Annotated in this window: 19 protein-coding genes; 12 read left to right on the top strand and 7 right to left on the bottom strand. The window is 53.4% G+C overall.

Annotated elements, in window-relative coordinates; genetic code table 11:
• Positions 1-6: 6 nt before the first annotated feature.
• From KTH89_RS00350 to KTH89_RS00340, 3 genes are all read left to right on the top strand, one after another.
• Positions 7-1,203: an FAD-binding protein gene (locus KTH89_RS00350; RefSeq protein WP_238720207.1), complete on the top strand. Its 1,197-nt coding sequence runs from the start codon at positions 7-9 to the stop codon at positions 1,201-1,203.
• Positions 1,200-2,618: an FAD-binding oxidoreductase gene (locus tag KTH89_RS00345; protein WP_238720206.1), complete on the top strand. Its 1,419-nt coding sequence runs from the start codon at positions 1,200-1,202 to the stop codon at positions 2,616-2,618. The genes KTH89_RS00350 and KTH89_RS00345 overlap by 4 nt, the downstream gene beginning before the upstream one ends.
• Positions 2,619-2,716: 98 nt before the next feature.
• Positions 2,717-3,910 (top strand): Gfo/Idh/MocA family protein, encoded by a 1,194-nt coding sequence (locus KTH89_RS00340; RefSeq protein ID WP_238720205.1) that lies wholly within the window; start codon positions 2,717-2,719, stop codon positions 3,908-3,910.
• A gap of 92 nt (positions 3,911-4,002) precedes the next feature.
• Here the strand turns inward: KTH89_RS00340 and KTH89_RS00335 are convergent, their stop codons facing one another.
• Positions 4,003-4,377, bottom strand: a complete 375-nt coding sequence (locus KTH89_RS00335) for a DUF1622 domain-containing protein (RefSeq protein ID WP_158343899.1) — start codon at positions 4,375-4,377, stop codon at positions 4,003-4,005.
• Between the two features lie 217 nt (positions 4,378-4,594).
• Between KTH89_RS00335 and KTH89_RS00330 the strand changes: the two genes are divergently transcribed.
• Both KTH89_RS00330 and KTH89_RS00325 read left to right on the top strand, forming a co-directional pair.
• Positions 4,595-5,830, top strand: coding sequence for a hypothetical protein (locus KTH89_RS00330; protein WP_238720204.1), 1,236 nt, complete (start codon positions 4,595-4,597; stop codon positions 5,828-5,830).
• Between the two features lie 232 nt (positions 5,831-6,062).
• Positions 6,063-7,208, top strand: a complete 1,146-nt coding sequence (locus KTH89_RS00325; protein ID WP_238720203.1) for a Fic family protein — start codon at positions 6,063-6,065, stop codon at positions 7,206-7,208.
• A 295-nt stretch (positions 7,209-7,503) separates the two neighbouring features.
• On the opposite strand, the gene KTH89_RS00320 is transcribed toward KTH89_RS00325, so the two are convergent.
• The 4 genes from KTH89_RS00320 to KTH89_RS00305 all read right to left on the bottom strand — a co-directional run bounded on the left by KTH89_RS00320 (position 7,504) and on the right by KTH89_RS00305 (position 13,448).
• Entirely contained in the window at positions 7,504-9,984 is a 2,481-nt protein-coding gene (locus KTH89_RS00320) for an ABC transporter permease (protein ID WP_238720202.1), read from the bottom strand.
• Positions 9,981-10,655: an ABC transporter ATP-binding protein gene (locus KTH89_RS00315; RefSeq protein WP_238720201.1), complete on the bottom strand. Its 675-nt coding sequence runs from the start codon at positions 10,653-10,655 to the stop codon at positions 9,981-9,983. The genes KTH89_RS00320 and KTH89_RS00315 overlap by 4 nt, the downstream gene beginning before the upstream one ends.
• Positions 10,656-11,622: 967 nt before the next feature.
• Positions 11,623-12,789, bottom strand: coding sequence for a HAMP domain-containing sensor histidine kinase (locus KTH89_RS00310; protein WP_238720200.1), 1,167 nt, complete (start codon positions 12,787-12,789; stop codon positions 11,623-11,625).
• Complete coding sequence (locus tag KTH89_RS00305; protein WP_238720199.1) at positions 12,777-13,448, bottom strand: response regulator transcription factor; 672 nt, start codon at positions 13,446-13,448, stop codon at positions 12,777-12,779. Before KTH89_RS00305 ends, KTH89_RS00310 begins: the two co-directional genes overlap by 13 nt.
• Positions 13,449-13,673: 225 nt before the next feature.
• Here KTH89_RS00305 and KTH89_RS00300 point away from each other — a divergent pair, with 225 nt between their 5' ends.
• Positions 13,674-13,886: a helix-turn-helix transcriptional regulator gene (locus tag KTH89_RS00300; protein ID WP_158343909.1), complete on the top strand. Its 213-nt coding sequence runs from the start codon at positions 13,674-13,676 to the stop codon at positions 13,884-13,886.
• Positions 13,883-14,329 (top strand): hypothetical protein, encoded by a 447-nt coding sequence (locus KTH89_RS00295; protein WP_158343911.1) that lies wholly within the window; start codon positions 13,883-13,885, stop codon positions 14,327-14,329. Before KTH89_RS00300 ends, KTH89_RS00295 begins: the two co-directional genes overlap by 4 nt.
• A 72-nt stretch (positions 14,330-14,401) precedes the next feature.
• Here KTH89_RS00295 and KTH89_RS00290 read toward each other — a convergent pair whose 3' ends face one another.
• The gene (locus KTH89_RS00290; protein WP_238720198.1) at positions 14,402-15,700 is read right to left on the bottom strand and encodes a sensor histidine kinase; all 1,299 of its coding nucleotides are present in this window, start codon (positions 15,698-15,700) and stop codon (positions 14,402-14,404) included.
• Entirely contained in the window at positions 15,690-16,373 is a 684-nt protein-coding gene (locus tag KTH89_RS00285) for a response regulator transcription factor (protein ID WP_158343916.1), read from the bottom strand. The genes KTH89_RS00290 and KTH89_RS00285 overlap by 11 nt, the downstream gene beginning before the upstream one ends.
• A 185-nt stretch (positions 16,374-16,558) precedes the next feature.
• Between KTH89_RS00285 and KTH89_RS00280 the strand changes: the two genes are divergently transcribed.
• From KTH89_RS00280 to KTH89_RS00260, 5 genes are read left to right on the top strand one after another with little or no spacing between them, the layout of a single operon-like run.
• Positions 16,559-18,832, top strand: coding sequence for an ABC transporter substrate-binding protein (locus KTH89_RS00280; protein ID WP_238720197.1), 2,274 nt, complete (start codon positions 16,559-16,561; stop codon positions 18,830-18,832).
• On the top strand, positions 18,822-19,694 hold the full coding sequence (locus KTH89_RS00275) for a carbohydrate ABC transporter permease (protein WP_238720196.1): 873 nt from the start codon (positions 18,822-18,824) through the stop codon (positions 19,692-19,694). The genes KTH89_RS00280 and KTH89_RS00275 overlap by 11 nt, the downstream gene beginning before the upstream one ends.
• Positions 19,691-20,530, top strand: a complete 840-nt coding sequence (locus KTH89_RS00270) for a carbohydrate ABC transporter permease (protein WP_238720195.1) — start codon at positions 19,691-19,693, stop codon at positions 20,528-20,530. The genes KTH89_RS00275 and KTH89_RS00270 overlap by 4 nt, the downstream gene beginning before the upstream one ends.
• A gap of 15 nt (positions 20,531-20,545) precedes the next feature.
• Positions 20,546-22,168, top strand: a complete 1,623-nt coding sequence (locus KTH89_RS00265) for an HlyD family efflux transporter periplasmic adaptor subunit (RefSeq protein WP_238720194.1) — start codon at positions 20,546-20,548, stop codon at positions 22,166-22,168.
• A complete protein-coding gene (locus tag KTH89_RS00260; protein ID WP_238720193.1) occupies positions 22,165-23,232 on the top strand; it encodes an ABC transporter permease in 1,068 nt (355 codons plus the stop codon). The genes KTH89_RS00265 and KTH89_RS00260 overlap by 4 nt, the downstream gene beginning before the upstream one ends.
• Positions 23,233-23,285 lie beyond the last annotated feature (53 nt).

Below are 23,285 nucleotides of genomic sequence, written 5' to 3'. Positions count from 1 at the left end.
AGAGCCGTGCAAACGTTACATATACACGAAGAACTGGTAAATAAGCAGACAGCCGGAGAGCTGACGGCAATCTGCCCGTTCGGCGCGATCAGCTATGAAAATGGAAAACTGGATATCAACGCGGGCTGCAAAATGTGTAAGCTGTGTGTGAAAAAAGGGCCTCAGGGCGTGATCACGCTGGAGGAGGAGAAAGCTCCGGGGATCGACAAAAGCCTTTGGAACGGGGTTACCGTATTCGCGGAGTACGAACAGGGAAGAATCCATCCGGTCGTATTTGAATTGATCGGGAAAGCGAAGGAACTGGCCGCGGTCAACAAGCATCCGGTGTACGCCGTAATCCTGGGAAGCGAACTTAACGAGGCGGCGGAGGAGCTGCTGCACTACGGCGTGGACGAAGTATTTGTATATGACCGGACGGAACTGGCGGATTTCAGGATCGGGCCTTATGCCAATGCGCTGGAAGATTTCGTGAAACAGGTTCATCCAAGCGCTGTGCTGGTCGGGGCCACGAACCTGGGACGGTCGCTGGCGCCCAAGGTGGCAGCCAGATTCCGGACCGGGCTTACCGCTGACTGTACGGTACTGCAGATGAAAGGGAATACGGACCTGGTACAGATCCGGCCGGCCTTTGGCGGAAATATCATGGCCCAGATCGTAACGCCAAACTCGAGACCCCAGTTCTGCACCGTCCGGTATAAGATCTTCTCAGCGCCGGCCCGGCAGGAGCAGGCTGCAGGGAAAGTGACCAGGATGCAGCTTCCCGATTACGCGGTGGATACGGACACCGAAGTCCTGCGGGTAATTGAAAAGCCCAAGGAAATCGATATTTCGGAGGCGGAAGTGATCGTAGCTGTGGGGCGCGGTGTGAAAAGCCCGAAGGATATGGAAATGATAGAGGAACTCTCCGAACTGCTGGGGGCCCATATGGCCTGTACGAGGCCGCTGATCGAAGCGGGATGGTTTGACGCCAAGCATCAGATCGGTCTGAGCGGCAGGACTGTGAAGCCGAAGTTAATAATCACCCTCGGTATCTCCGGTTCCGTACAGTTTGTGGCCGGAATGAAGGGATCGGACTGCATCATCGCGGTCAACCAGGATCCGAACGCGTCTATTTTCGACGTGGCGCACTACGGACTGGTGGGGGATCTGTATGAGATCATTCCGAAACTGACGGAACAGCTGAAAGGAGGGCAAGGACGATGAATTATCATAAAATCAGCCGGGAGGACATTCTGGCGTTAAAGCAGATCGCAGAGGAAAAGAACCTGCTGACCCGGGAGCAGATTGGCGAGGACTACAGCCACGATGAGCTGGGCGGTATCACCAGCTATCCGGACGTTCTGATCAGGGCCGGCTCCACAGAAGAAGTCTCGGCGGTAATGAAATATGCTTACGACCATAATATACCGGTCGTGGTCCGCGGCTCCGGTACCGGATTAGTCGGCGCGGCGGTGGCCCTGTACGGGGGTATCATGCTGGAGACCACGCAGATGAACCGAATTCTCGAATTGGATGAAGAGAATCTGACGGTTACGGTGGAGCCGGGCGTGCTGCTGATGGAGCTGGCCCAGTTCGCCCAGGACCACGATTTTTTGTATCCGCCGGACCCGGGGGAGAAATCCGCCACCATCGGCGGGAACATCAGCACCAACGCCGGCGGTATGCGGGCGGTGAAATACGGCGTGACCCGGGATTATGTCCGGGCGCTGACGGTGGTTCTGCCCACAGGGGAGATCGTGGAGCTGGGCGGAAAGATCGTCAAAAACAGTTCCGGATACAGCTTAAAGGACCTGATGATCGGTTCGGAAGGGACGCTTGGCATCATCACGAAAGCGGTTTTAAAGCTGGTGCCGCTGCCGCAGAAGAGTATCAGCCTGCTGATCCCGTATCCGTCCATGGAGATGGCGATCGAGGCGGTTCCTGAGATTATCCGGTCCAAATCCGCACCGACGGCCATTGAATTCATGGAGCGGGAAACCATCCTGTTCGCGGAAGAATATCTGGGCAAGAAATTTCCGGATACCCAGAGCGACGCGTACCTGCTGCTGACCTTTGACGGCAGCTCCCTTTCGCAGGTGGAAGCGGAGTATGACCGGACGGCGAAGCTGTGTTTGAGCCAGGGGGCGTTAGATGTCCTGCTGGTTGACACGGATGAGCGCAAGGATTCCGTCTGGTCCGCCAGAAGCGCATTCCTGGAAGCGATCAAAGCGTCCACAACCGAGATGGATGAGTGTGATGTAGTCGTGCCCCGCAACCATGTGGCAGAATTTATCAAATATACCCATCAGCTGGCCAGGGAGATCGATATCCGGATCCCCAGCTTCGGTCATGCCGGAGACGGTAATCTGCACGTGTATATCTGCAGGGATGATCTGTCCCTGGAGGTATGGCAGGAAAAACTGACCCTGGCCTTTGAGAAGATGTATGAACGGGCCAATGAACTGGGCGGGGCGGTATCCGGCGAGCATGGAATCGGGTACGCGAAGCAGGCGTTCTTAGAGCAGCAGGTAGGCGAAGCGCAGATCCGGCTGATGCAGGGAATCAAGCAGGTCTTTGATCCGAAAGGGTTATTAAACCCCGGGAAGGTAGTCTGCGGAGCGGCCGCCCTCATACGGTAGAAAAAAAACGGCCGCCCTCATACGATAGATAAAAGCGGCCGCGCCGTTCAGGGCGAGTAAGTGAGAGAATTCAGGGGAGGAAGTGGGAGGGTATCCATATGCCGGACAAAGAGGAAAAAAAGATCCGTATGGTCTTAGTGGGATATGGCGGGATGGGAAAGCAGTATGCCGGTATGATGACGGACGGCGGGATCGAAGGGCTTACGTTATACGGCATCTGCTGCCGGAATCAGGAAGGACAACAGGAAATCAGGCAGCGGTACCCGAACGTGCGGATCTACGAGGACACGGATCATATGTTTGGCCATGCCCGCGAGTTCGATGGGATTTTGATCGCCACGCCGCACCGGACGCATGTGGCGCTTGGCGTCCGGGCATTTCGGCAAGGATTGCATGTGCTGGTGGAGAAGCCGGTGGGAGTCAGCACTATGGAAGCAAAGCAGCTCCTAAGCGCGCACCGGCAGGCGGTTGAAACCCATAGCCCCATGAGCAGGGAAGCGGGAGGAAGGAGCAGGTATCCGGCAAAACCGGCCTTCGCGGTCATGTTTAATCTGCGGATGCTGCCCGTCTGGCGGAAGGCGCACGAAATGATCCGCGGCGGCAGTCTGGGAAGCCTGACCAGCGCCCTGTGGATACGGAATGACTGGTACCGGTCCCCCTGCTATCACCGGAGTTCCCCGTGGCGCAGCAGCTGGACGGGAGAGGGCGGAGGAATGCTGATCAACCAGTGCCAGCATGATCTGGATCTGTGGCAGTGGCTGTTCGGAATGCCGGAGAGCGTCCGGGCGGACTTGGGCTACGGCAGATTCCACTCACTTTGCGTGGATGACAGTGTGGAGCTAAAATTTCAATATTCCGGGCATTTGAGAGGGAACTATCTGGCATCCTCAGGAGAGAGCCCGGGGGTGAACCGGCTGGAGATATGGGGGACAAAGGGACGGCTGACCGTGGAAAATAACGAGACGCTTACCTTCGATGAAAATGAGACCGCCACGGATGAATTTGCGCGGATCAATCAGGAGATCTACGGAAAACCCGCTCATCAAAGCAGAAATATTATCTTAGAAGCGACGGACAATACGTACCGGCTGATGTTACAGAATTTTGCGGACCATATCCGATATGGCAGAGCGCTTGCCGTTCCGGGAGAGGAGGGCCTGAACGCGCTGGAGCTGGCCAACGCAGCGTATCTGTCCAGCTGGTTTATGGAGGAAATCCGTCTTCCCATAAAGGATGAGGTATATCAGAACGCGCTGGCGGCGCAGGTGAGACTGGAAAAAACGCTGTTGTAATATTTACCATCATAAACGCCAAACAAGAGGCCTCTTACGCGAAAACCCCGGACGGGGAAGCGCGTAAAGAGGCCTCTATCATATCAGTGATCCTACTCGGTATGTTTCTGTTCCAGATGTTCCTGTTCCTGCTCCAAACGTTCATTTTCAGTCTCGAACTTGATCTCGTAGTGAATCACGACGGTGAGGATGGCACGCAGCAGGATAATCGCTCCCAGGACGTACATCTCACTGATCGTCTTGGTGATTACCGTCCGCAGAATCTCGCCGGCCAGCTTAAACTCCAGGGAGAAAGCCAGAGAGCGGGCAAAACCCAGTTTAATGTCATGCCTGTCCGCGTTGAAGCCGGAACGCACATAGGAGAGAAAGGTGCGAAGCCCTCCCACCATGATGATGAGGATACCGATGCATTCCAGCACATGGATGAAACAGGTAACCACAATGTATAAAATTTGTTCAAATTCCATAACAGGCGAATCCTTTCCTCATAATTTTCAACCATTCTCCGAAGTGACTATATTATAACCCGGAATTTGGCAGGGAACAAGGGGGAATCTTCCCCGATAAATAAGAATCTTCCCCTATAAGTAAGTGACAGAATAAAGGGATGATAGTATAATAGTGACTGCAGGGTAAGTCCCTGCGAGCAAACCGAGAAATGGAAATCAGCAAGGGGAAGAAGACATGAAAAAAAAGATAAGAAACTCTGTTGGGAAAATGATGAAAAATTCAATAAGGATATCAGCCGTATGGATGCTTTGCATCCTGTTAGCGGGCTTTACAGCCGGGTGCGGCGGGAAGAAGGCGGATGCGGAGCCGGACAAGCAGGTGAGCGGGACCGAAGGACAGAATTCTGTCTCAGATTCAAACGATAAGAAAGCCCCGGGAATGGAAGAGCATCAAAAGGACAAAAAAGACGAGACAAGCGGGACGCTTTCGGATGAGAGATTGATCAAGGACCAGACCTTTGAGGTGGAATTGAAACCTCTGGGTGAAGTGACTTTTTCCTCCTATGCCCCGGACACGGCTAAGGAGCCGCTGGCGGATGCGGAGTTCGCGGTCTTAAAGGACGGGAAGGTGAGCAGTATCCTGGATGGGCCGTTTCCGGATAATATCCGGGCGAATGAGATATTTGAAGCGGTGGAGGCGGTTTCTTTTCCGGATTATAACAGCGACGGCTATAATGATATTATCATTATCTGCAGTTATTCGCCGGCGTCCGGGCCGGAAGCGGGCAGCGGATACCGGGAAGCGAGAATTTACCAGGGCGGTGCACAGGGAACCTTTACGTATGAAAAGGGGCTGAGTGATGATACCAACTCTGCATTGGCGGACATTACCGTCAAGTCCGTACTGGGCTTTCTGGGAGCGGACCGGCCGCTTCCGGCGGACGCACAGAGTTCCTGGCAGCAGCAGTATGTTGATTATGTGCAGGCGCAGGAGCCGGGTATGTGGGAAGGGTACCGTCTGCTTTATATAGATGATGACGACATCCCGGAGATCGCGGCTTTCGGAAGCAGCGAAGCGATCGGGAGTAAAATCATCAGCTTTGGGGACGGCAAAGTCCATGAGACGCAGCTGAGCCGATTGAATTTTTCCTATATCGAGCGCGGAGGCCTGCTGTGTAACAGCGACGGCAATATGGACAGCTACTATGACGTGGTGTATCAGATGGAAAATGGTGAGCTGAAACAGATCGCGGCCGGGTACTACGGCGCGGAAGATAACTCAAATGTCCGGTTGGATCAGAACGGGGATCCCATTTATCAGTATAAATGGGAAGGAAAACTGATGTCGCAGGAAGATTATGAAAAGGCGCTGAATGCGGTCTATGACACTTCCAGGGTGAAAAAGGAAAGTCTGGTGAAAGAGTTCTATTCCGCGGAGGAAATTATAGAGGAGATAAGTAAGATCGATTAATAGCATAGGTAGCCAGGAGGGGATTTTCCTGCTCCCCGGAATCATCCGAAAGCTTGTGCCGGTGGGCATTGTAATGTCATGCTGCAAATTTTCTCCTCCTTGTCGTTTGAAAGTGAAATATGTCGATCGATTTTATGACTCATATTTCATTTTCGATTGTAAAAATGAAATGTGAATGGTATGATAGGCAGTGATATTTCATGTTAAATTCAATGGATTGGGGTGATCGATTATGAAGATAGAACGCGCCGGCTCTTTTAAAACAAACCTGACTGGCGAAATGAGCTATAAATCTTTTCTGCCTGCACCCCTGCCGCCGGTTCCGCCGATTGAACTGGATCAGGAAACGGTCAATCTGCTGGTTCAGGCAAATAAGCAGCTTGCAACCTTGGAGAGCATTGCTTCCCGCATTCCCAGCGTTGCATTGTTTGTTTCCATGTATGTCCGCAAAGAGGCTTTGCTGTCCTCGCAGATCGAGGGAACGCAGGCAACGCTTGATGATGTTTTGGACCCTCTGCTGGAGGAAAACACAAACCGTAATGTAGCCGATGTTGTCAACTACATCAAAGCTACGGAATTTGCACTGGAAAGGCGAAAATCCCTGCCTTTATGCTGCCGCCTGATCAAAGAAGTCCATGGGGTTTTAATGGAGGGGGTCAGAGGTCAGGAAAAAAGTCCCGGTGAGTTCCGTACCTCTCAAAACTGGATTGGCGGTCAGGGCAGCACTTTGAAAACTGCCCGGTATATTCCGCCTGCTCCTGCGGATATGCTTGAAGCCATGTCCGATCTTGAAAAATATATCAATGCCGATGATGATCTGGATGTTTTGATTCGTGCCGCCCTAATTCATTATCAGTTTGAAACAATCCATCCGTTCTTAGACGGCAACGGCCGTGTTGGGCGGCTTCTCATCACGCTGTTCCTGCTGGAAAAGGAATTGCTGACGACTCCTGCGCTTTATATTTCCTTTTTCCTGAAGCGTAACCGTATAGAATACTATGACCGTATGAGCGAGGTTCGTGCTAAAAGCAACTATGAACAATGGGTCAAATTCTTCCTGCAAGCCATTTCAGAATCAGCGCAGGATGCCATTCAAACAATTGACCTGTTGACCGCACTTCACGACAAAAATATCGCCATAGTCGATTCTCTGGGGCGTAGTGCCAAAACTGCCGGCAAGGTATTTGCTTACCTCGAATCGAATCCAATCATTGATATAAAAAAAACCGCTCTCTCCTTGGGTCTGTCTTACAATGCTGTTTCCGGCTCTGTGGAGAAACTGATAAACTGCGGCATCCTGATTCAAGCAACAGGAGTGGTAAAAAACCGCACCTTTGCTTATGACGAATATCTGCAAATATTGCGTAAAGACACTTGATAAAAGTCCCTGTCATGTTTTCAAAGCGAACATGGCAGGGACTTTTTATCGCTCATAGCCCACAACATTTGTTTTTCCGCTTTCAACGTTTCTGTAACTCGCTTTTGTTGCTTGATGTACCGTGAATTCCATTGTCCCCATATACCGATGGGCGTTTCTCCGGCTCATTCCCTCCAGCAACAAGGTAATAATCGCTAACTAATTCGTAAGTACGCCCTGTGCGTTCATCTGTAATGTACTTGTCTATTTGGAAATCCTCCAAATAAAATTTCACTTCATCATTGCCGAATTTGCGTTATTCGATCGTCAGAATAGATTCCACAATATTCATTTTGGCGATTCCGCGCAGGGGAAGCGCGGTGGCTGCCAGGCAGGCCGCTACAGACACAGCCGCGGCTTCCAGAATGGGCAGCACAGGAACGGCCGTCCATTGTAAAGTGTCGGTGGCGGCTGCCCCGACGAAAATGGTGCAAAGATATCCGCATACAGCGCCCGCTATAGAAGCAATCAGGCCGTAGTAAGCGCCTTCCCACAGGAACGTCCGGTACAGGCTGCGGGTACTCATGCCGACCGCCCGCTGCATGCCGATTTCGTTCACCCGGGTATGGATATTGGTGTAAACCGTGTTGATGATATTCAGTACGCCGATCAGCCCGATGAACAAGATCAGTCCCCAGCAGAGAAGCCGGATCTGTTCAAAGCTTTCGGCCAGCTGGGCGTCGGACTGGCGGTAGGAGAGCCAGTGGCTCCCGGGATTCTCCCGGCACCATTCGTCCAGCCAGGCTTCGAAGGAATCCGCATCAGCGTCTTCCAGGAGTTCGGGATACACCTCGGAATATTGCGTCTTGCCGGTCAAACTATCATAAGCCGAATCCGATACGATGACCTGCACGCCGTTTACAAAACCCGCGTTGTTGATGGTAACCGGGCTGTCCGCGATACCGGCTACCCGCATTTGCCGCCCGTTCACGGTAATCCGGTCATTTACCTGCAGTTTCGTGGACTCCACGGGTTTTCCATCATATACGAATGCGATGGGGTTTTTAATAAGGCAGGCTTTTTGGCTGCGCAGATCCTCAAGATCCTGTTCGGAAAGCTCCGCCGCGTAAGAGGACAGGCGGGCCGAATCGATTCCGGCTATCTGAAAGGACTCCCAGGACTGCAAAGGTATATCTACGGCAACCGGCAGCGTTCCCTGTTCATCCTGCTGATAGACCGACAGTTTTGTGGTGGAGAGATTCCCGACCATTCTCTGATCCTTTAATGCGGATACCGCTTCCGGCGGAAATCCTATGGTTTCGTTGGTGACCGCGTAATCCCCAAGGTGCATTTCCTGTACGGCGCTGCTGGCATCCAGAAGGCTGCTGAAGCTTTGAAGGGCTACAAAAACGGTGATGCTCATAACCATGGACAGTATGGTGATGCAGGTGCGCCCGCGGTTGCGCTTCAGGTTCAGCCGGGCATAATAGGCTTCGAAGTTTCGCACTCTTTTATATTTTCTCCTGTGTCTTTTGAGCTGAACCGCATGCCCGTCCATAGCAACCGCAGGTGACACATGGGAGGCGTAGCGGGCGGCGGGAAAGGATGCAAGTACCGCGAACAGCAAAGTGACGGCGGCGCTTACCAGCAGAGGCCATATGTTACAGGAACTGTTTTCTGCTATGGAAGCGTTCAGGGCCTGGGTGCTGGAAGCCAGGAACAGCTTCGGATTCAACAATCCGACAGCCGCTGTCAGGATTCCTTTCGCACAAAGAACGCCGCATAGTAATCCGGCCGGAATTCCGACGCCGCAAAGGATCAGAAGCTGAGCGGCCACCAGCCGATACAACTGCCTGCGCTCGCCGCCGATGGCCCGTAGGACACCGTATTCCCGTATCCGCTTCGTGACGGCGACTTTTAAGATATTGTATATAACCAGGCCGGCGGCTAGCAGGATCAGGCCGCCTACCAGTACGCAGGCTGCCATCAGGAAGGGGAAACCGCCCGCGGTACCGTCCTTTTCTTTTTCGTCGTAGGAGATACCCAGGGCGTCCAGCAGCACCCAGTTATATTGGATATGATCCTCCGGTAGGTTCAGTTTATGGGCCAGATCATACACAACGGATTGAAAGGAATCGCTGCTTTTCGTCTTGAAGTCGGTGGAATACAGATAATACCGCGCCGGGAGTAAGGAGGCTGCGGTGCCTTCACCGACGACGGCGTCCACGGTTCCGGTGGCGTAACCCATGTAGCTGCTTTCCAGGATACCGGTCAGCACAAATTCCGCCGTATACTCATAAGGAGGCTCCGTGTCGGTTTTCAGACTGATCTTTAAGGGCAGTGTGATCGGATCACCGGGCCCCCCGTCAAAACCGAGATACCGAAGCGCGTCCTCTGGGAGGGCGATCTCATGCGCCTTAGCGGGAAGCCGTCCTTCTTTTATTTTTCCGATAGAGGGATAGGCATCCAGGGCATTCCCGCAGTATTCCCTTAGAAACAGGGTCAGGCCGCTGCCGCCCAGATCCAGATTGCCCAGATTGATGATGCTGCCCACATCGTATAAACGGGGATCGGATGCCAAGGCGTCCGCCTGTTCTTCGCTCAGCTGATGAAACGTGGCGTAACGGTCGCCGTTCAGACCGGATGCCTGATCCGCCCGCATGGACTGTAAGATCCCGATGGACCGGCCGATGGCGGTGGTGGCAATGGACGATAGGATAACAGCCAGTAAGATCAGCAGCGAGGTTATTTTTTGAGCCTTTAATTCCTTCCGGGCCAATGTGAGATAAGATTTCATGACGCGGTCACCTCCGAGAGCTCTCCGTCCACGATCGAAAAACGGCGTCCGGCCATGTCCGCGATCCGGCTGTCATGGGTAATGACAACAAGGGTTTTGCCCAGTTTTTTTTGTATGCCGCACAGCATGGCCATCACTTCCCCGCCGCTTCTGCTGTCCAGGTTTCCGGTTGGTTCATCGGCAAAGATCACGTCCGGATTGGCGATGAGAGCGCGGGCGATCGCCACCCGCTGCTGCTGCCCGCCGGATAACTCATGGGGGAGATGATCCAGCCTGTCTGTGAGGCCCAGAAGTTTTGCCAGCTGTTGGACGCGGGCTTCGTCTGGTTTCTGTCTGTCCAGCAGAAGCGGCATGATTATGTTCTCACGCGCGGTGAGCACGGGCAGAAGATTGAACTGCTGAAAGATAAAACCGATTTTTTGCCGGCGGAAGGCGGAAAGTTCCCGGTCCGTCCCATGGTGGATGTCCGTGCTCCCATAGGTCACCGTCCCGGAGGTCGGCCGGTCCAGGCCGCTGATGATGTGCAACAGCGTGCTTTTTCCGCTGCCGGAAGGCCCCATGATAGAGAGAAAGTCGCCTGCGCGGATGGTCATTGCAGCTTGATTTAAGGCGGTCACCCGGTTTTCGCCGCTGCCGTAGATTTTAGATATCTGATTCACCTGAATATCCATAAAAAATTCTCCTTATCTGCTTGATAAGAAGAGTGTAACGGATAAATCTCAAAAATTTCTCAAAGGGGGCCGGAACGGGCCGGGGTCTGTCGTATTAACTTCGTGTTTTTACCGGGGGCTTCTGTATGCCCACTGTCTAGGGCTTGGAACCGCGGGCGGTATCCGGGGACACTCCGGGCGGCCGGGTTCTTTTGTATCTCCCCGGGGCGCGGAGGGCTTGCGCTGGAATACGCTACATGAAATCGGAAAGCCGGATTCAGGAACCGAGCCTGTTCACCAGGAGCTGCTGCACTCACTTAGCGTCCTTCCCGGGGGCTTCGTATGCCCGCCGCTTTGGGCTTGGAACCGCGGGCGGTATCCGGGGACGCTCCGGGCGGCCGGGTGCTTTTGTATCTCCCTGGGAGCGCGGAGGGCTAGCGCTGGTATCCGCTAGGGGGAATCGAAAAGCCGGATTCAGGAACCGAGCCTATTCACCAGGAACACGTGATGTGTTCCCGGTTCAGAGGCTCTTGCCCGTCGGACGTGAAGTCCGCCGGTCATCCTGAACCCGGCTTTCCGATTCCCCCAAGCGGATACTCAGCCGCCCTATGCGCCCCCAGGGAGATACAAAAGCACCCGGCCGCCCGGAGCGTCCCCGGATACCGCCCGCGGTTCCAAGCCCAAAGCAGCGTACTTACGAAGCCCCCGGGAAGGACGCTAAGCGAGTGCAGCAGCTCCCGGTGAATAGGCTCGGTTCCTGAATCCGGCTTTCCGATTTCACTAAGCGTATTCACAGCCGCCCTATGCGCCCCGGGGAGAAACAAAAGAACCCGGCCGCCCGGAGCGTCCCCCGTATACCGCCCGCGGTTCCAAGCCGTAAGCAGCGGGCATACAGAAGCCCCCGGGAAGAGTGCGAAGTTAATGCGGCAGCCCCCGGCCCATTCCGGCTTTGGTGAAGGCAGAGAGGGCGGAGGTAGGGGAGCTGAATTTAGAGGGGGGTGTAGCTGAAGATAGCTGTTGCTTTTGCTCCGTGGGGGGTATTTTCGAGGGTGAGGCTTCCGTTGTGTTTTTCACAGAGGAGTTTGCAGATATAGAGTCCCATTCCGAAATGTTCGTTTGCGGACGGGGCTTCCCGGAGGAAGGGGGTGGGGCCTTTTTGCAGGAGCGCGGCGGGGTATCCGGGGCCGTCGTCGGTGATGCGGAAGCTTAGGTGGTCTTTTTGGTAGGAGATTTCTATGGCAATGGTGGCAGAGGCATAGCGCAGGGCGTTGTTTAGCAGGTTTTCCGCGGTGTCGTAGAAGAACTGTTTGTCGATGTGTACTTGGTGGGTGTGGATGGTATTTGATATTTTAAGGTTCTTTTTGGAGCCGGTGGAGAGAATGGTCAGGCTCTGTTCTAATTCTGCCTGCAGGGTGGAAGGATCGCAGGGGAGCGGGCGGCATTCTATTTCTTCCAGTTTTTGCGCGCTTGTCATGAGCTCTACGTAGGTTTCGATCCGACCGGTGTATTCGGTTAGCAGGGCTGCGGATTCTTTTAGGAGGGGAGAGGCGGATGATTCCTGGTCCAGTCCTTTTTGGAGCATTTTGGCGGAGCCTTTTAGTACGGTTATGGGATTTCGCAGATCATGGGAGAAGGCGGCGTTGAGCCTTTTGCGTTCTTCCATTTGACGCCAGAGCTCCCGGTTGTTTTTTTGAAGTTCCCGGCGCATGATTTCAAAGGACCGGCATAGTTGTCCCAGTTCATCCTGCGCGCAGGGGTTGATTTGAAAATCCAGGTCGTGGCGCTGGATCTTTGCGGCTCCTGCCTGCAATACGGCTAGGGGACGCTTTAACTTTAGATTATAAAAAACGATGTCGGCCAGCAGGAGGGACAGGATTACCCAAAAGACGGGAAGGGTGAATTGGAGGATTGTGACCAAATTTCCGATGCCGCTGTTTTGCTCTGAGGTCTGCGGATCGGTTACGGCTGATGTGCCGGAGGTTATTTTTCCCTCTTCGTCTAAGGATATTTCAAATTGAGGGGAAACGGGGGTACTGTTTCGGAATTTGATGCACACGGCAAATGAGATTCCTGCTAACAGGAGTCCCAGGCATAAAAAGAGAGCGGTGATGAGAAAGAAGGACTGCCGGAGACTTTTTTTGTTCAGCCATTCCATTTATAGCCCACCCCCCATACCGTTTCAATGTAATTATGCATCGTGCAGGCCGAGAATTTGGCCCTTATTTTCCTGATGTGTTCCATGATCGTGTCACTGTTGCCGCCGCCCTCCAGACCCCACACGATGTCGTATATCCGGTCCCGGTCGAAGACCTGGCCCGGGTTGACGGAGAGGAGTTCTACGATGCCAAACTCGATCTTCGATAAGGCGATCTGTGTATTGCCGATGGTGAGCTTATGCTTGGTGTAGTCGATGGCCATGTCTCCAAAAAAACGCAGGACGGACTGCCCCTGTTTCCGGTCTTCCCGGCGCAGATGGGCCGCTACCCTTGCACCCAGCTCGTCCAGGTCAAAGGGCTTTGTGATGTAGTCGTCCGCTCCGGCCTGGAATCCCCGGATGGTGTCGCTGGTTTCGACGCGGGCGGTCAGGAAGAGGATCGGGCAGGAGATATGCTCCCGGATGCGCTGACAGACGGTCAGCCCGTCTATGTCCGGCATATTGATGTCCAGCAGGATAATATCCGGCTGTCTGGCGGCCTGTTTTAAGGCTTCCGCTCCGCAGCAGGCTGTGAGTACCTGGTATCCGGACAGCTCAAAATAATGTTTCATCATGGTGACGAGCCCTTTTTCATCGTCGGCTAAGAGGATTTTGCTCATGTCAGACGCCTCCTTAATTTTTTTCATTCTAATCTTTCTGCTTATTTCTGTCAAATTTTATACTGAGAAGTGTTTTCATACATGTAAAATAATTTGCGAATATGCCGGACATAAAATAATTTTAAATGTTCTCTGAATAAATTGCAAAGTTAACTTGACAAAAAATGCAAAGTATACTATACTAAAATTGCAAAGTTAACTTAGCAATAATAGAAGGTGATTAATTTGAAAACAAGAATACGGGAACTGCGGAAAGCGGCAAAATTGTCGCAGGAAGAGTTAGCGGAAGCGGTGGGAACCACGAGGCAGACCATTACCTCCATCGAGGTGGGGAAGTACACCGCATCCCTGGTACTGGCCTATAAGATTGCCCGCTATTTCGGATTGACGATTGAAGAAGTGTTTGATTTTTCAGAGGTGAAGGAGGAATCTTTATGAATGAATTCAGAAAAACAGTGAAAAACAGAATGCTAATGTTAGGCACAGGTCTGCTGGCCGCGGTAGTGGTCGTAGCGGCTGTTATACTGACGGCAGGAAGAACCGCGGGCGGCGGTACGGATGAGAGGCTGTCTTCTTTTGTCAGCGGCCTTTTCTTTGGGTTTTGTATCGTATTGATCCTCTATCTGGTCAGGCTGGGGTTGGCGCTTAGAAGTGAAACCAGGCTGAATGCCCTCTACCGCTCCGAGAACGATGAGCGCAGGCAGATGATCCGCCGGAGCGCTCTTGGAAAGAGCTTTTTTATTACGGCGGGAGCGCTGGTGGTGGGGATCACAGTGTCGGCCTATTATAACCGGACCGCGGCGTTTACGATGGTTGCGGTGCTGGCGTTTCATGTGGCCGCCGCCGCGGTACTGAAGATATACTATCTGAGAAAATACTAAGATTTCATACGGCTGTCTCCGGTTATCCGTATCATGCTTGGGAGACAATAACCGAACATGCGGAAGAATTCATTAAGGTGATCCGATGGGCCTGACAGGCAGAGTGACGGTAAAGACAGCGCCTCCGCCATCCGCGTCTTTTACCGTAAGGTCCCCGCGGTGGGCCCTCACGATCTCCATAGCGATACTAAGCCCCAGTCCGTAGTGGCCTTTGCCGCTGCGGGCTTTTTCGATCCGGTAAAATCGTTCGAATATCCTTTCTTTCTCCTGATCCGGGATACCCGGACCGTCGTCCGCGACGTGTATCCGCACACAGTTTTTGGCGTACTGAAGGGACATGCGTACATGACCGCCTGTTTTGCCATAGCTGACGGCATTATGCACCAGGATTGAGAGTACCTGGCGGAGCCGGTCGGGATCGCAGTTTACGGGCGGAAGCAGCGTCTCCGGGATATCGGCTTCAAGGCGAATGTTTTTTTCTTTTGCCATCGGCGCAAAAGCCTCATAGACATCGATGAGCAGGGGGGGAAGGTCCGTCGGCCCGGGGTGGATGTGATAGGAATGACTGTCGGCGCCGGCCAGTGTCAGCAGATCGTCCACCAGGCCGGACATGCGGAAACTTTCCGTGCGGATCGCATGGAGGATGCCCGGCTTCTCGTCCGCGTTAGCATCGGGAAAGGCAGAGACGGCGGAGGTGATCACGGCCAGAGGCGTGCGCAGCTCATGGGAAGCGGCGGCTACGAACCGCGTCTGCCTTTGACGGCTCTCTTCCATAGGCTGGATCAGCCGCCTGGTAAAATATCTGGAAAAGAAAAAGAGCAGCAGCAAAGCGGCGGCGATGATCCAGAAAAGGATGGTGCGCTGTCTGGAACAGCGGTTCTGCAGGCCGTCGATGGAATAGAGCACCAGCACGTTCAGGTCTTTGCTCTCTTTTCTTATAGTGGCGTAGCAGGCGTAATAATCCGCCCGTCCGGACGAGGTGAAGGGAAATTCCGTGTGGCGGATGAGATAAGATCCGGCGGATGCCGCCGTCTGATATTGATTCTGATAGACTGCGGCGGCCTGGGTGTATAGTGTGCCGCTCTTTTTTCCGCGGTATGTGTTGTGATAAGGGAGCAGCGTGCCGTTGTCTTCCAGATAGATCAGATATTTTCCGCTGTCTTCTAACCGGACCAGCCATTGGTCCGACAGGATCGTCTGCTGTTCTAGATAGGATAATAAGGTATTCATGTCGCTTCGAAAGGACAGAAAACTGCTGTCATAGAGGCCCTGCTCGGTCACCTTCAGATAGATGAGGGACATGACGATCAGAATCAGACCGGCGATGGCCGTAAACAGCATTGTCAGACGAAAATGAATTTTATGAAACATCTTTGTTCTCCAATCGATAACCGATTCCACGGACGGTTTTTAGAATCAGGCGGCTCTTCACGGCTCTTAAGCGCTGCCTTAGAAAATGTACATAGGTGTCCAGGCTGCTGTCCTCCACCTCCGCTTCCGTCCCCCAGCCTTTCACCATCAGCGTGGCCCGGGGCAGGATCTGTCCTGGGTTTCTTAAAAATGCTTCCAGCAGATTCCCCTCTTTCTTTGAAAGGCTGCAGCTGCCGCCAGGGCCTGTCAGCATTTTTTCCTCCAGGCGGTAGGTGATGTCGCCGCGGGTCAACAGATCGCTTAGGGCTAACTGTTTCGGCCGTCTTATGATGCAGCGGATGCGGGCCATTAGCTCCTCGTGGGCAAAGGGCTTGACCAGATAATCATCCGCGCCGCAGTCCAGCCCTGTGATTTTGTCGCCCAATTCCCCCAGGGCGGTTATCAGGATCACGGGAATATGGATTCCGGCGTTCCGGACATTTTTTAGTACCGCGAGACCGTCCATCCCGGGCAGCATCCGGTCCAACAGAACCAGATCATGGGAGCGCTGGGAGATAAAATACAGAGCGTCTTCCCCATTTTTGCAATCATCCACTTCGAATCCCTCTTTTATTAATTGCAGCTTCAGAAAATGACAGAGCTGTTCATCGTCCTCTACCAGTAAAATTCTCATTCCACCATCATCCTTTCCTCGGACATATCCCATGTATCATATCACTGTCAGGTAAAATTATAAACCGCGTACCTTAAAAGATTCTTTAATTTTCTTATAGATTCATTTAAGATTTGAGTGATAATCTGTCTGTGGAATCAAAAGTAGTGCACGCTTTTGAATATGGCATTGGAGGTATATAGAAAATGAAAAATATGCAAAAAACAGGTGCGCTTTTCCTTGCGCTGCTCCTGATCTTATCCCTGACGGGCTGCGGGAAAGGCGGTCCGTCGGATGGAGTGGTCCGCTCAGAACAGGCGGTGGGAAATGCAAAGGGAAGATATATGGAAGAAGAAATGAAACTGCCGGAGGAAGTATCCAGGGCATACCGGCTGTTTTCCCATGAGGACGGGAGCTGTTGGCTTGTATCTGCCGGCCAGGGAATCTACCGGTCCGCCGATCAGGGAAAAACCTGGGAATTACAGCAGGATTCCTGGAAAGACCGGCTGGAAGGGCAGCTTTGGGACTGCCAGATGAATCCGGACGGTTCGTGGATCGTATCTATCATGCAGATGCCGGAGAATCAGGAAGATATGTTCAACGAGGATGTGGAGCTTACGTTTGATTACTGGTTCATATCACCGGACGGAGAAGAAAAAAAGCTGGAACCGGATCAGCATCTGGAGCTCTATGGAATCCGTTTTCTGACCGGCGAGACGCTGGTTGGCTGGGATATAAAGGGAAATGTCTATGAGATCAGCTTATCGGATGGAAAGACTTCCAAATTGTTCGAAACAGGATCCTATATTTATAACATGGGAGTCGGAGACCGCTATCTGATCCCTGTATGTCAGAAATATCAAAACCAAATTTACGATGTGGAAAAAAAGGAGATGGCGGACCCGGACCCGGTACTGGGAGATTTTTTAAGTAAAGTGATAGAGACGGAGGCAGGCCGGTTCATGGACGGGGCACAGCCGTTAGAGCTCAGACAGGCGGACGGCAAGGAGGACGCCTGGTATCTGATCTGTAAGGACGGGCTGTTCTACCATGTTCTGCAGGGAGCCGTCATGCAGCAGATGATCAACGGGGAGCTGGCCACCATGGGGGACCCCTCCGTCAGAATCACCGGTATGCTGAGCAGTCAGGCGGGAGAGGAGAATCCGGAGTTTCTGGTTCTGTATGACAACTTAAGCCTGATCCGTTACTATTATGACCCTGAAATCGCTGCTGTACCGGAAAAAGAACTGAAAGTATATAGCCTGGAAGAAAATACCACCCTTCGTCAGGCGGCCTCCCTGTATCAGAAGTCCCATCCCGATGTCTATGTAAAATGTGAAACCGGTCTGTCCGGGCAGGACGGTATGACCGTCGAGGACGCGGTGAAAAATCTGAATACTGAGATTATGGCCGGAAACGGGCCGGATCTGCTTCTGTTAGACGGGCTGCCGATGAAATCCTATATAGAGAAAGGCGTCCTGGAGGATTTGACTCCTTATCTGGAAGACGGTCTAAAAGGGGGACGCTGGTTTGAGAACATCGTGAACGCCTATGCAAAGGACGGTAAAATATATGCGGTTCCCAGCCGTTTCGCGATTCCAATCATCGCGGGCCGGGAAGAAGACATCGGGCGGATAACGGATCTTGATACCCTGGCGGATACCATAGAACGCATGAGAGAAGAATATCCAAGCGGCAAACTGTTAGGGGCGGACAGCGAAATCCAGCTTCTGAACATGCTGGCGGCCGTCAGCTCTCCGGCCTGGGTGAACGGGGACGGCACGTTGAATGAAACCTCGCTGACTCAGTTTTTGACAGACGCAAAGCGCATCTGGGATGTGGAGAAAACCGGTATCTCGGAGGCAGCGGCTTTAACCGGAATGGGAGGGGAAGAAGGCTATCGGCAGGCAGCCCAGCAGGCCGGAGGCTGGTTTGCCGGATCCCAGCGTTTGGCGGCCGGGCAGATCTACAGTATAATGCTGGACTTTTCCACCGTGACCTCCGTCATCGATCAAAATCCGGGTTCATCCTTTAAGCTGTGGGAAGGCCAGAGCAAATCCGTCTTCCTGCCGTCCGGAATCGTAGGTATCCAGGCGAAATCAGAGGAAAAAGAACTGGCTGTGGATTTCTTCCAAAGCATTTTTGAGGAGGAGGCGCAGAAGATATACAGTGACGAGGGATATCCGGTGGAGAAAAATGCCTTTGAAGATATGCTGGTCAATGAAAATGATGTAAGCTTCGGAACGATGGCGGTGGATACGCCGGATGGCCTGAAAACGCTGGAATGTAAATGGCCGTTACCGGAACAGCTGGATTGGCTTCGTGAGACGGCAGGGAGCCTGACCACTCCCGGAATTACCGATGATACGATACAAAATACGGTACTGGACCTGGCGCCTGCCGCGTTAAACGGGGAAAAAACGGTTCAGGAGACGGTCTCAGAGATTCTAAAGAAGGTACAGATCTATCTTGCGGAATAAAAAGAATGTGACAAAGCCTAACAGGAGGGGGATAAGGGCCGGGTGGCTGTTTCTGGTCCCCAGCCTGGCCGGGGAAATCATCTTTGTGCTGCTTCCATTCCTGGATGTGGTGAAGAGATCCTTTACGACTGCGGTCACCGGGCAGTTTTCGGGATTTTTTAATTATAAATTAGTATTTCAAAACGAGGCTTTCAGGCTGGCGGCCGGTAACACCCTCCGGTTTACCGCGGTATGCCTGCCGCTCCTGATTATCGGCTCTTTGCTGCTGGCGGTTATGCTGTCCCGGCAGAAATACGTGCGCCTTTTGAAAAGCTGTTTTCTGTTTCCGATGGCGGTTCCGGCGGCTGCCGTGGCGCTGGTCTGGAAAATGCTGTTCGCAAGAGCAGGCCTGTTAAGCAGCGCCCTTTTAAGCCTTGGGATGCAGCCGGTGGACTGGATGAATACGGGCATGGCCTTCTGGGTGCTGGTGGTCAGTTATCTGTGGAAAAACACGGGATACACCATTATATTGTGGCTGGCCGGCATCATGAGCATACCGGACACGCTTTTAGAAGCGGCCAGGGCGGACGGCGCCGGAGAGTGGAAATGCTTTACCAAAATCATGCTGCCGAATCTAAAGCCCATGCTGTACACCATAACGGTGCTGTCGTTTTTAAATTCCTTCAAGGTATTCCGGGAGGCGTATCTGGTGGCGGGGGGCTATCCTGACGGCAGCATGTATCTGCTGCAGCATCTGTTTAACAATTGGTTTACTAATATGGAATTCGACAAAATGGCCGCCGCTGCCGTCGTGATCGCAGGTATCTTGTATCTGGCCGTCACACTTTTGCAGAAGCTGTGGGAACAGGAGGAAGCAGCATGAGAAGAAAAATCCTGTCCCTTTTATTTTTCGCCATGGCGTTTGTCATCTGTCTGCCGGTGCTCATGACGGTACTGGGGGCGTTTATGAGCGACTATGAACTGAACCGGAACCTGTCTCCGGTGCTGGCCGGTGGTAACCATATGGCCCACTGGCAGCTGCTGCCGCTCTATCCGACCCTGTCCCATTATCTGGATATGCTGCTGTGTTCTCCGGAATATCTGATGGTCTTTTGGAATTCGGCGAAAATCGTCTGCTGTATTCTGGCGGGGCAGCTGCTGGTTGGGGTGCCGGCAGCCTGGGCCTTTGCGGGATACCGGTCCAAGGGGAGCCGACGGCTGTTCCGTCTGTATGTCGTGCTGATGCTGATGCCGTTTCAGGTGACCATGTTATCCAGCTATCTGGTGTTGGATGGGCTGCAGGTATTAAATACCCATGCTTCCGTTATCCTGCCCGCTGTGTTTTCCACCTTTCCCGTGTTTTTGATCTACCGCAGTTTTTGCACAATCCCGCAGGGGATGCTGGAAGCGGCCAGAATCGACGGGGCGGGGGAGCTTCGGATTTTTTTGCATATCGGGCTGCCGCTTGGGTCCACCGGCGTGCTCTCGGCGATGGTTCTGGGATTTCTGGAATATTGGAGCATGATTGAACAGCCAATGGCATTTTTAAAAGACCCGGCGCTGATGCCGCTGTCTTTGTATCTGCCGGAAGTGCGGCCGGGGCAGATCGGAAACGCTTTTGCGGCGGCGGTAATCGCCCTGGTTCCGGCGGCGCTTGTATTTATGATCGGCCAGGATTACCTGGAACAGGGGATTATCGCGGCGGCGATGAAAGAATAGAGGAAAGGATCGGGTATGTGGAAAAATGTAAAGCAGCGGTTACAGGCTTTTAAGGAAAAGGACGGTTTCCGGATAAAGGCATTAAAAGCCCTGGGAAAATTTCTCGCGCTTTTGCTGGTATGTACCTTTCTGTCCAGGATGGTATACGCGTCTTCCCTGCCGGTTGTGGAAACGCAGCCGCGAAGGACGACTCCGATTGAGCACTGGGTAAAAGCGGACGGAAGTGTGGAAGCGTCCGACGTCCGGTCGGAGCATGTGCCGGCCGGTATCCGGATCGAGCGTATTCTGGTGCGGGAAGGGCAGCTGATTGCGTCCGGAGCGCCTATTTTACAGTTGGATACAGAGGATCTGACAGAATGGATAGAGAAACAAAAGCTTGCGATCGAGAAAATAAAAGTCCAGATGGAAGCGCTTAAGAAAAATCAAAAACTGGACCAACAGGAAAAGTCAAGGGCCATAGAGCGGGCGGAAGAAGACCTGGAGCAGGCGAGACAGTCGGGAGGAAACCAGGTTCAGGAGGCCGACGACCGGCTGGCTGAGGCGCAAGAGGCGTTAGACCGGCTGCCCTCAAAAGAAGACTATACGGCGGAAGCGCTGGAAGGGGATGAGCAGCTTCAGGCTCTGCGGGACAAAGTGGAGAGCCTCAACAATGAGCTGGAACAGCTCAAGCAGCAGGCGGGGCAGCCCGGCCGGTCCGCCGGACAGTCTGATCTGCAGCAGCCGGTGCCGGATATAGGGTCGCTCATAAATCAAAAAGAAGAGGAATGTAAGGCGGCCAAAGAAGAATACAGCCGGCAGTATGAAGCGCTGGCAGCGCAAAAGGAGCAGGAATGGGAACAGCAAAGGCAAGAGAGGAGCGAACAGGTGGAGAACCTGGAAAAGCAATGCCGGGAAGCCCGGAAATCCAGGGATGACAGCGTTAAAGCGGCAGAGCGGAACAAACAGGACGCTTCTGCGCCGATGAGAGCGGACAGCACCCTGGCATCAGCCGAACTGGAGCTGGAACAGCAGCAGGATGTTCTGGATCAATATCTGGAGCTTTTCGAACAGGACGGATGGATCAACAGCCGGTCGGACGGATTCATCACCAAACTGTCCGCCGTCTGCGGGGAACGCACGCCGGACGGAGCCATTCTGCTGTTGGCGGATGTATCGGGAAACCTGCTGTTTCAGGCTTTTGTTGACAAAGAACAGAGGAAATATCTGGAGGTGGGACAGGAGGTTACTGTAAAAATAAACGGTGTGGAAAGCGGCGGCCAGATCACCGCCATACAGGAGAACCCGGAACAAAAGGGCGGTTATCTGGTATCCGCGGACATTTCCAAGAGCGGCGGGGAGATGACACCCGGCAGCACAGGGAGCATGGAGACGGTTCAAAGAACCGGTACTTACCACACCTGTATCCCGGTCAACGCCCTGTATGAGGAGGGAAACACAAAATTTGTCTATCTGCTGGAGACGCAGAAAACAATTCTGGGAGAAGAACTGACAGCCGTGCGAAGGGATGTTACGGTTCTGGATAAAAATGAAAAGTTTGCGGCTCTGGAAGAAAACAGCCTGAGCGATGAGGATCAGGTGATCGTATCAGCGGACCGGTATCTGAGCGGGGGCGCGAAAGTCCGCCTCCAGTCGCCATGAAACGGATCGTCCGCCGGCTGGTTTTTACGGCAGGACTTGCGGCGGCGGTCTGCTGTATCTGGAGGGCGGTCATGCTCATGGCTTCGCCGGCGTATGATGAAAGGACCCGCCTGCTCGCGTTAGAAGCGCCGGTACCGGCTCCGGTTATGGAGCTGGATCAGGATGTTGGCGGCGGGGACGAATCGGATTCCGACGCGGCGGACGCAGAGGGGATACCCTATGCATTGTTTGGGGAAAAGAAGAGGCAGACACTTACGAATCCCAGCCTATGGCGTTCTGCGCAGGCAGACGTGATCTGGTTTCAGGGGCCTGCCGGAGTGATCTGTCCGGAAGCGGCCTGGTTCCCCGAGGAGGATCAAAAAGGCTGTATGATCAGCCGGAAGACGGCAATGGATCTGTTCGGCAGCACGGATGTGGCGGGACACACGGTCCAATACCAGGACATGGATTATGAGATCCGCCAGGTCCTGCCCCTGGATCTGGCCGTGATCCTTTTTCGGCCTTTGGCCAGGTCCGGGACGCCCGGTTATACGTACCGGTATCTGATCTATCAGGCGCCTCCGGGCATATCACAGGAAAAAGCAAAGCAGCAGATTATAACGCAGGTTCCATACGCCGTTACTGAGATCCGGCTCCATTGGTATAGGGTGGGAGAGCGGCTGAGTCTTGCGCTTCCCCTGGCAATCCTGTATGTGCTGCTGGTATCGGGAATCTTCCGGCGGTATCGGCCGAAGGGGACGGTTCCTCTAAGAAAGAGCCGCCGGTGGAGCAGGATGCTCATGGTAACCGGAACGGCCTGCCTGATTCTGTGGGGAACCCAACCGGCACTCCCCCAGCTTCCTTCCGGGTGGACGGATCTGAGTGCCTGGGGGAAGCTGTTTCGAAGCTGGCAGACGGAACTGTCCGATTTGATGAACACAGAGCCGGCCATGGTGCAGACGCGGATGCGGGCGCATTGGCTTCAGATACTACACTGGACGGTGTGGACGATCCCGATTGGTTTTATATTACGGTCTATCGATGGCGCCCATCGTTCCAATGGGGAATCGCAGGGCGCCTCCTAAAAAGAACAGGCACACCATGCAGAAAGCTCCAAATGGGTAAGAGCTCTGGGCGG

Source organism: Diplocloster agilis, assembly GCF_019042275.1.
GTDB lineage: Bacteria > Bacillota > Clostridia > Lachnospirales > Lachnospiraceae > Diplocloster > Diplocloster agilis.
This window is presented reverse-complemented; position numbering and strand designations above follow the sequence as displayed.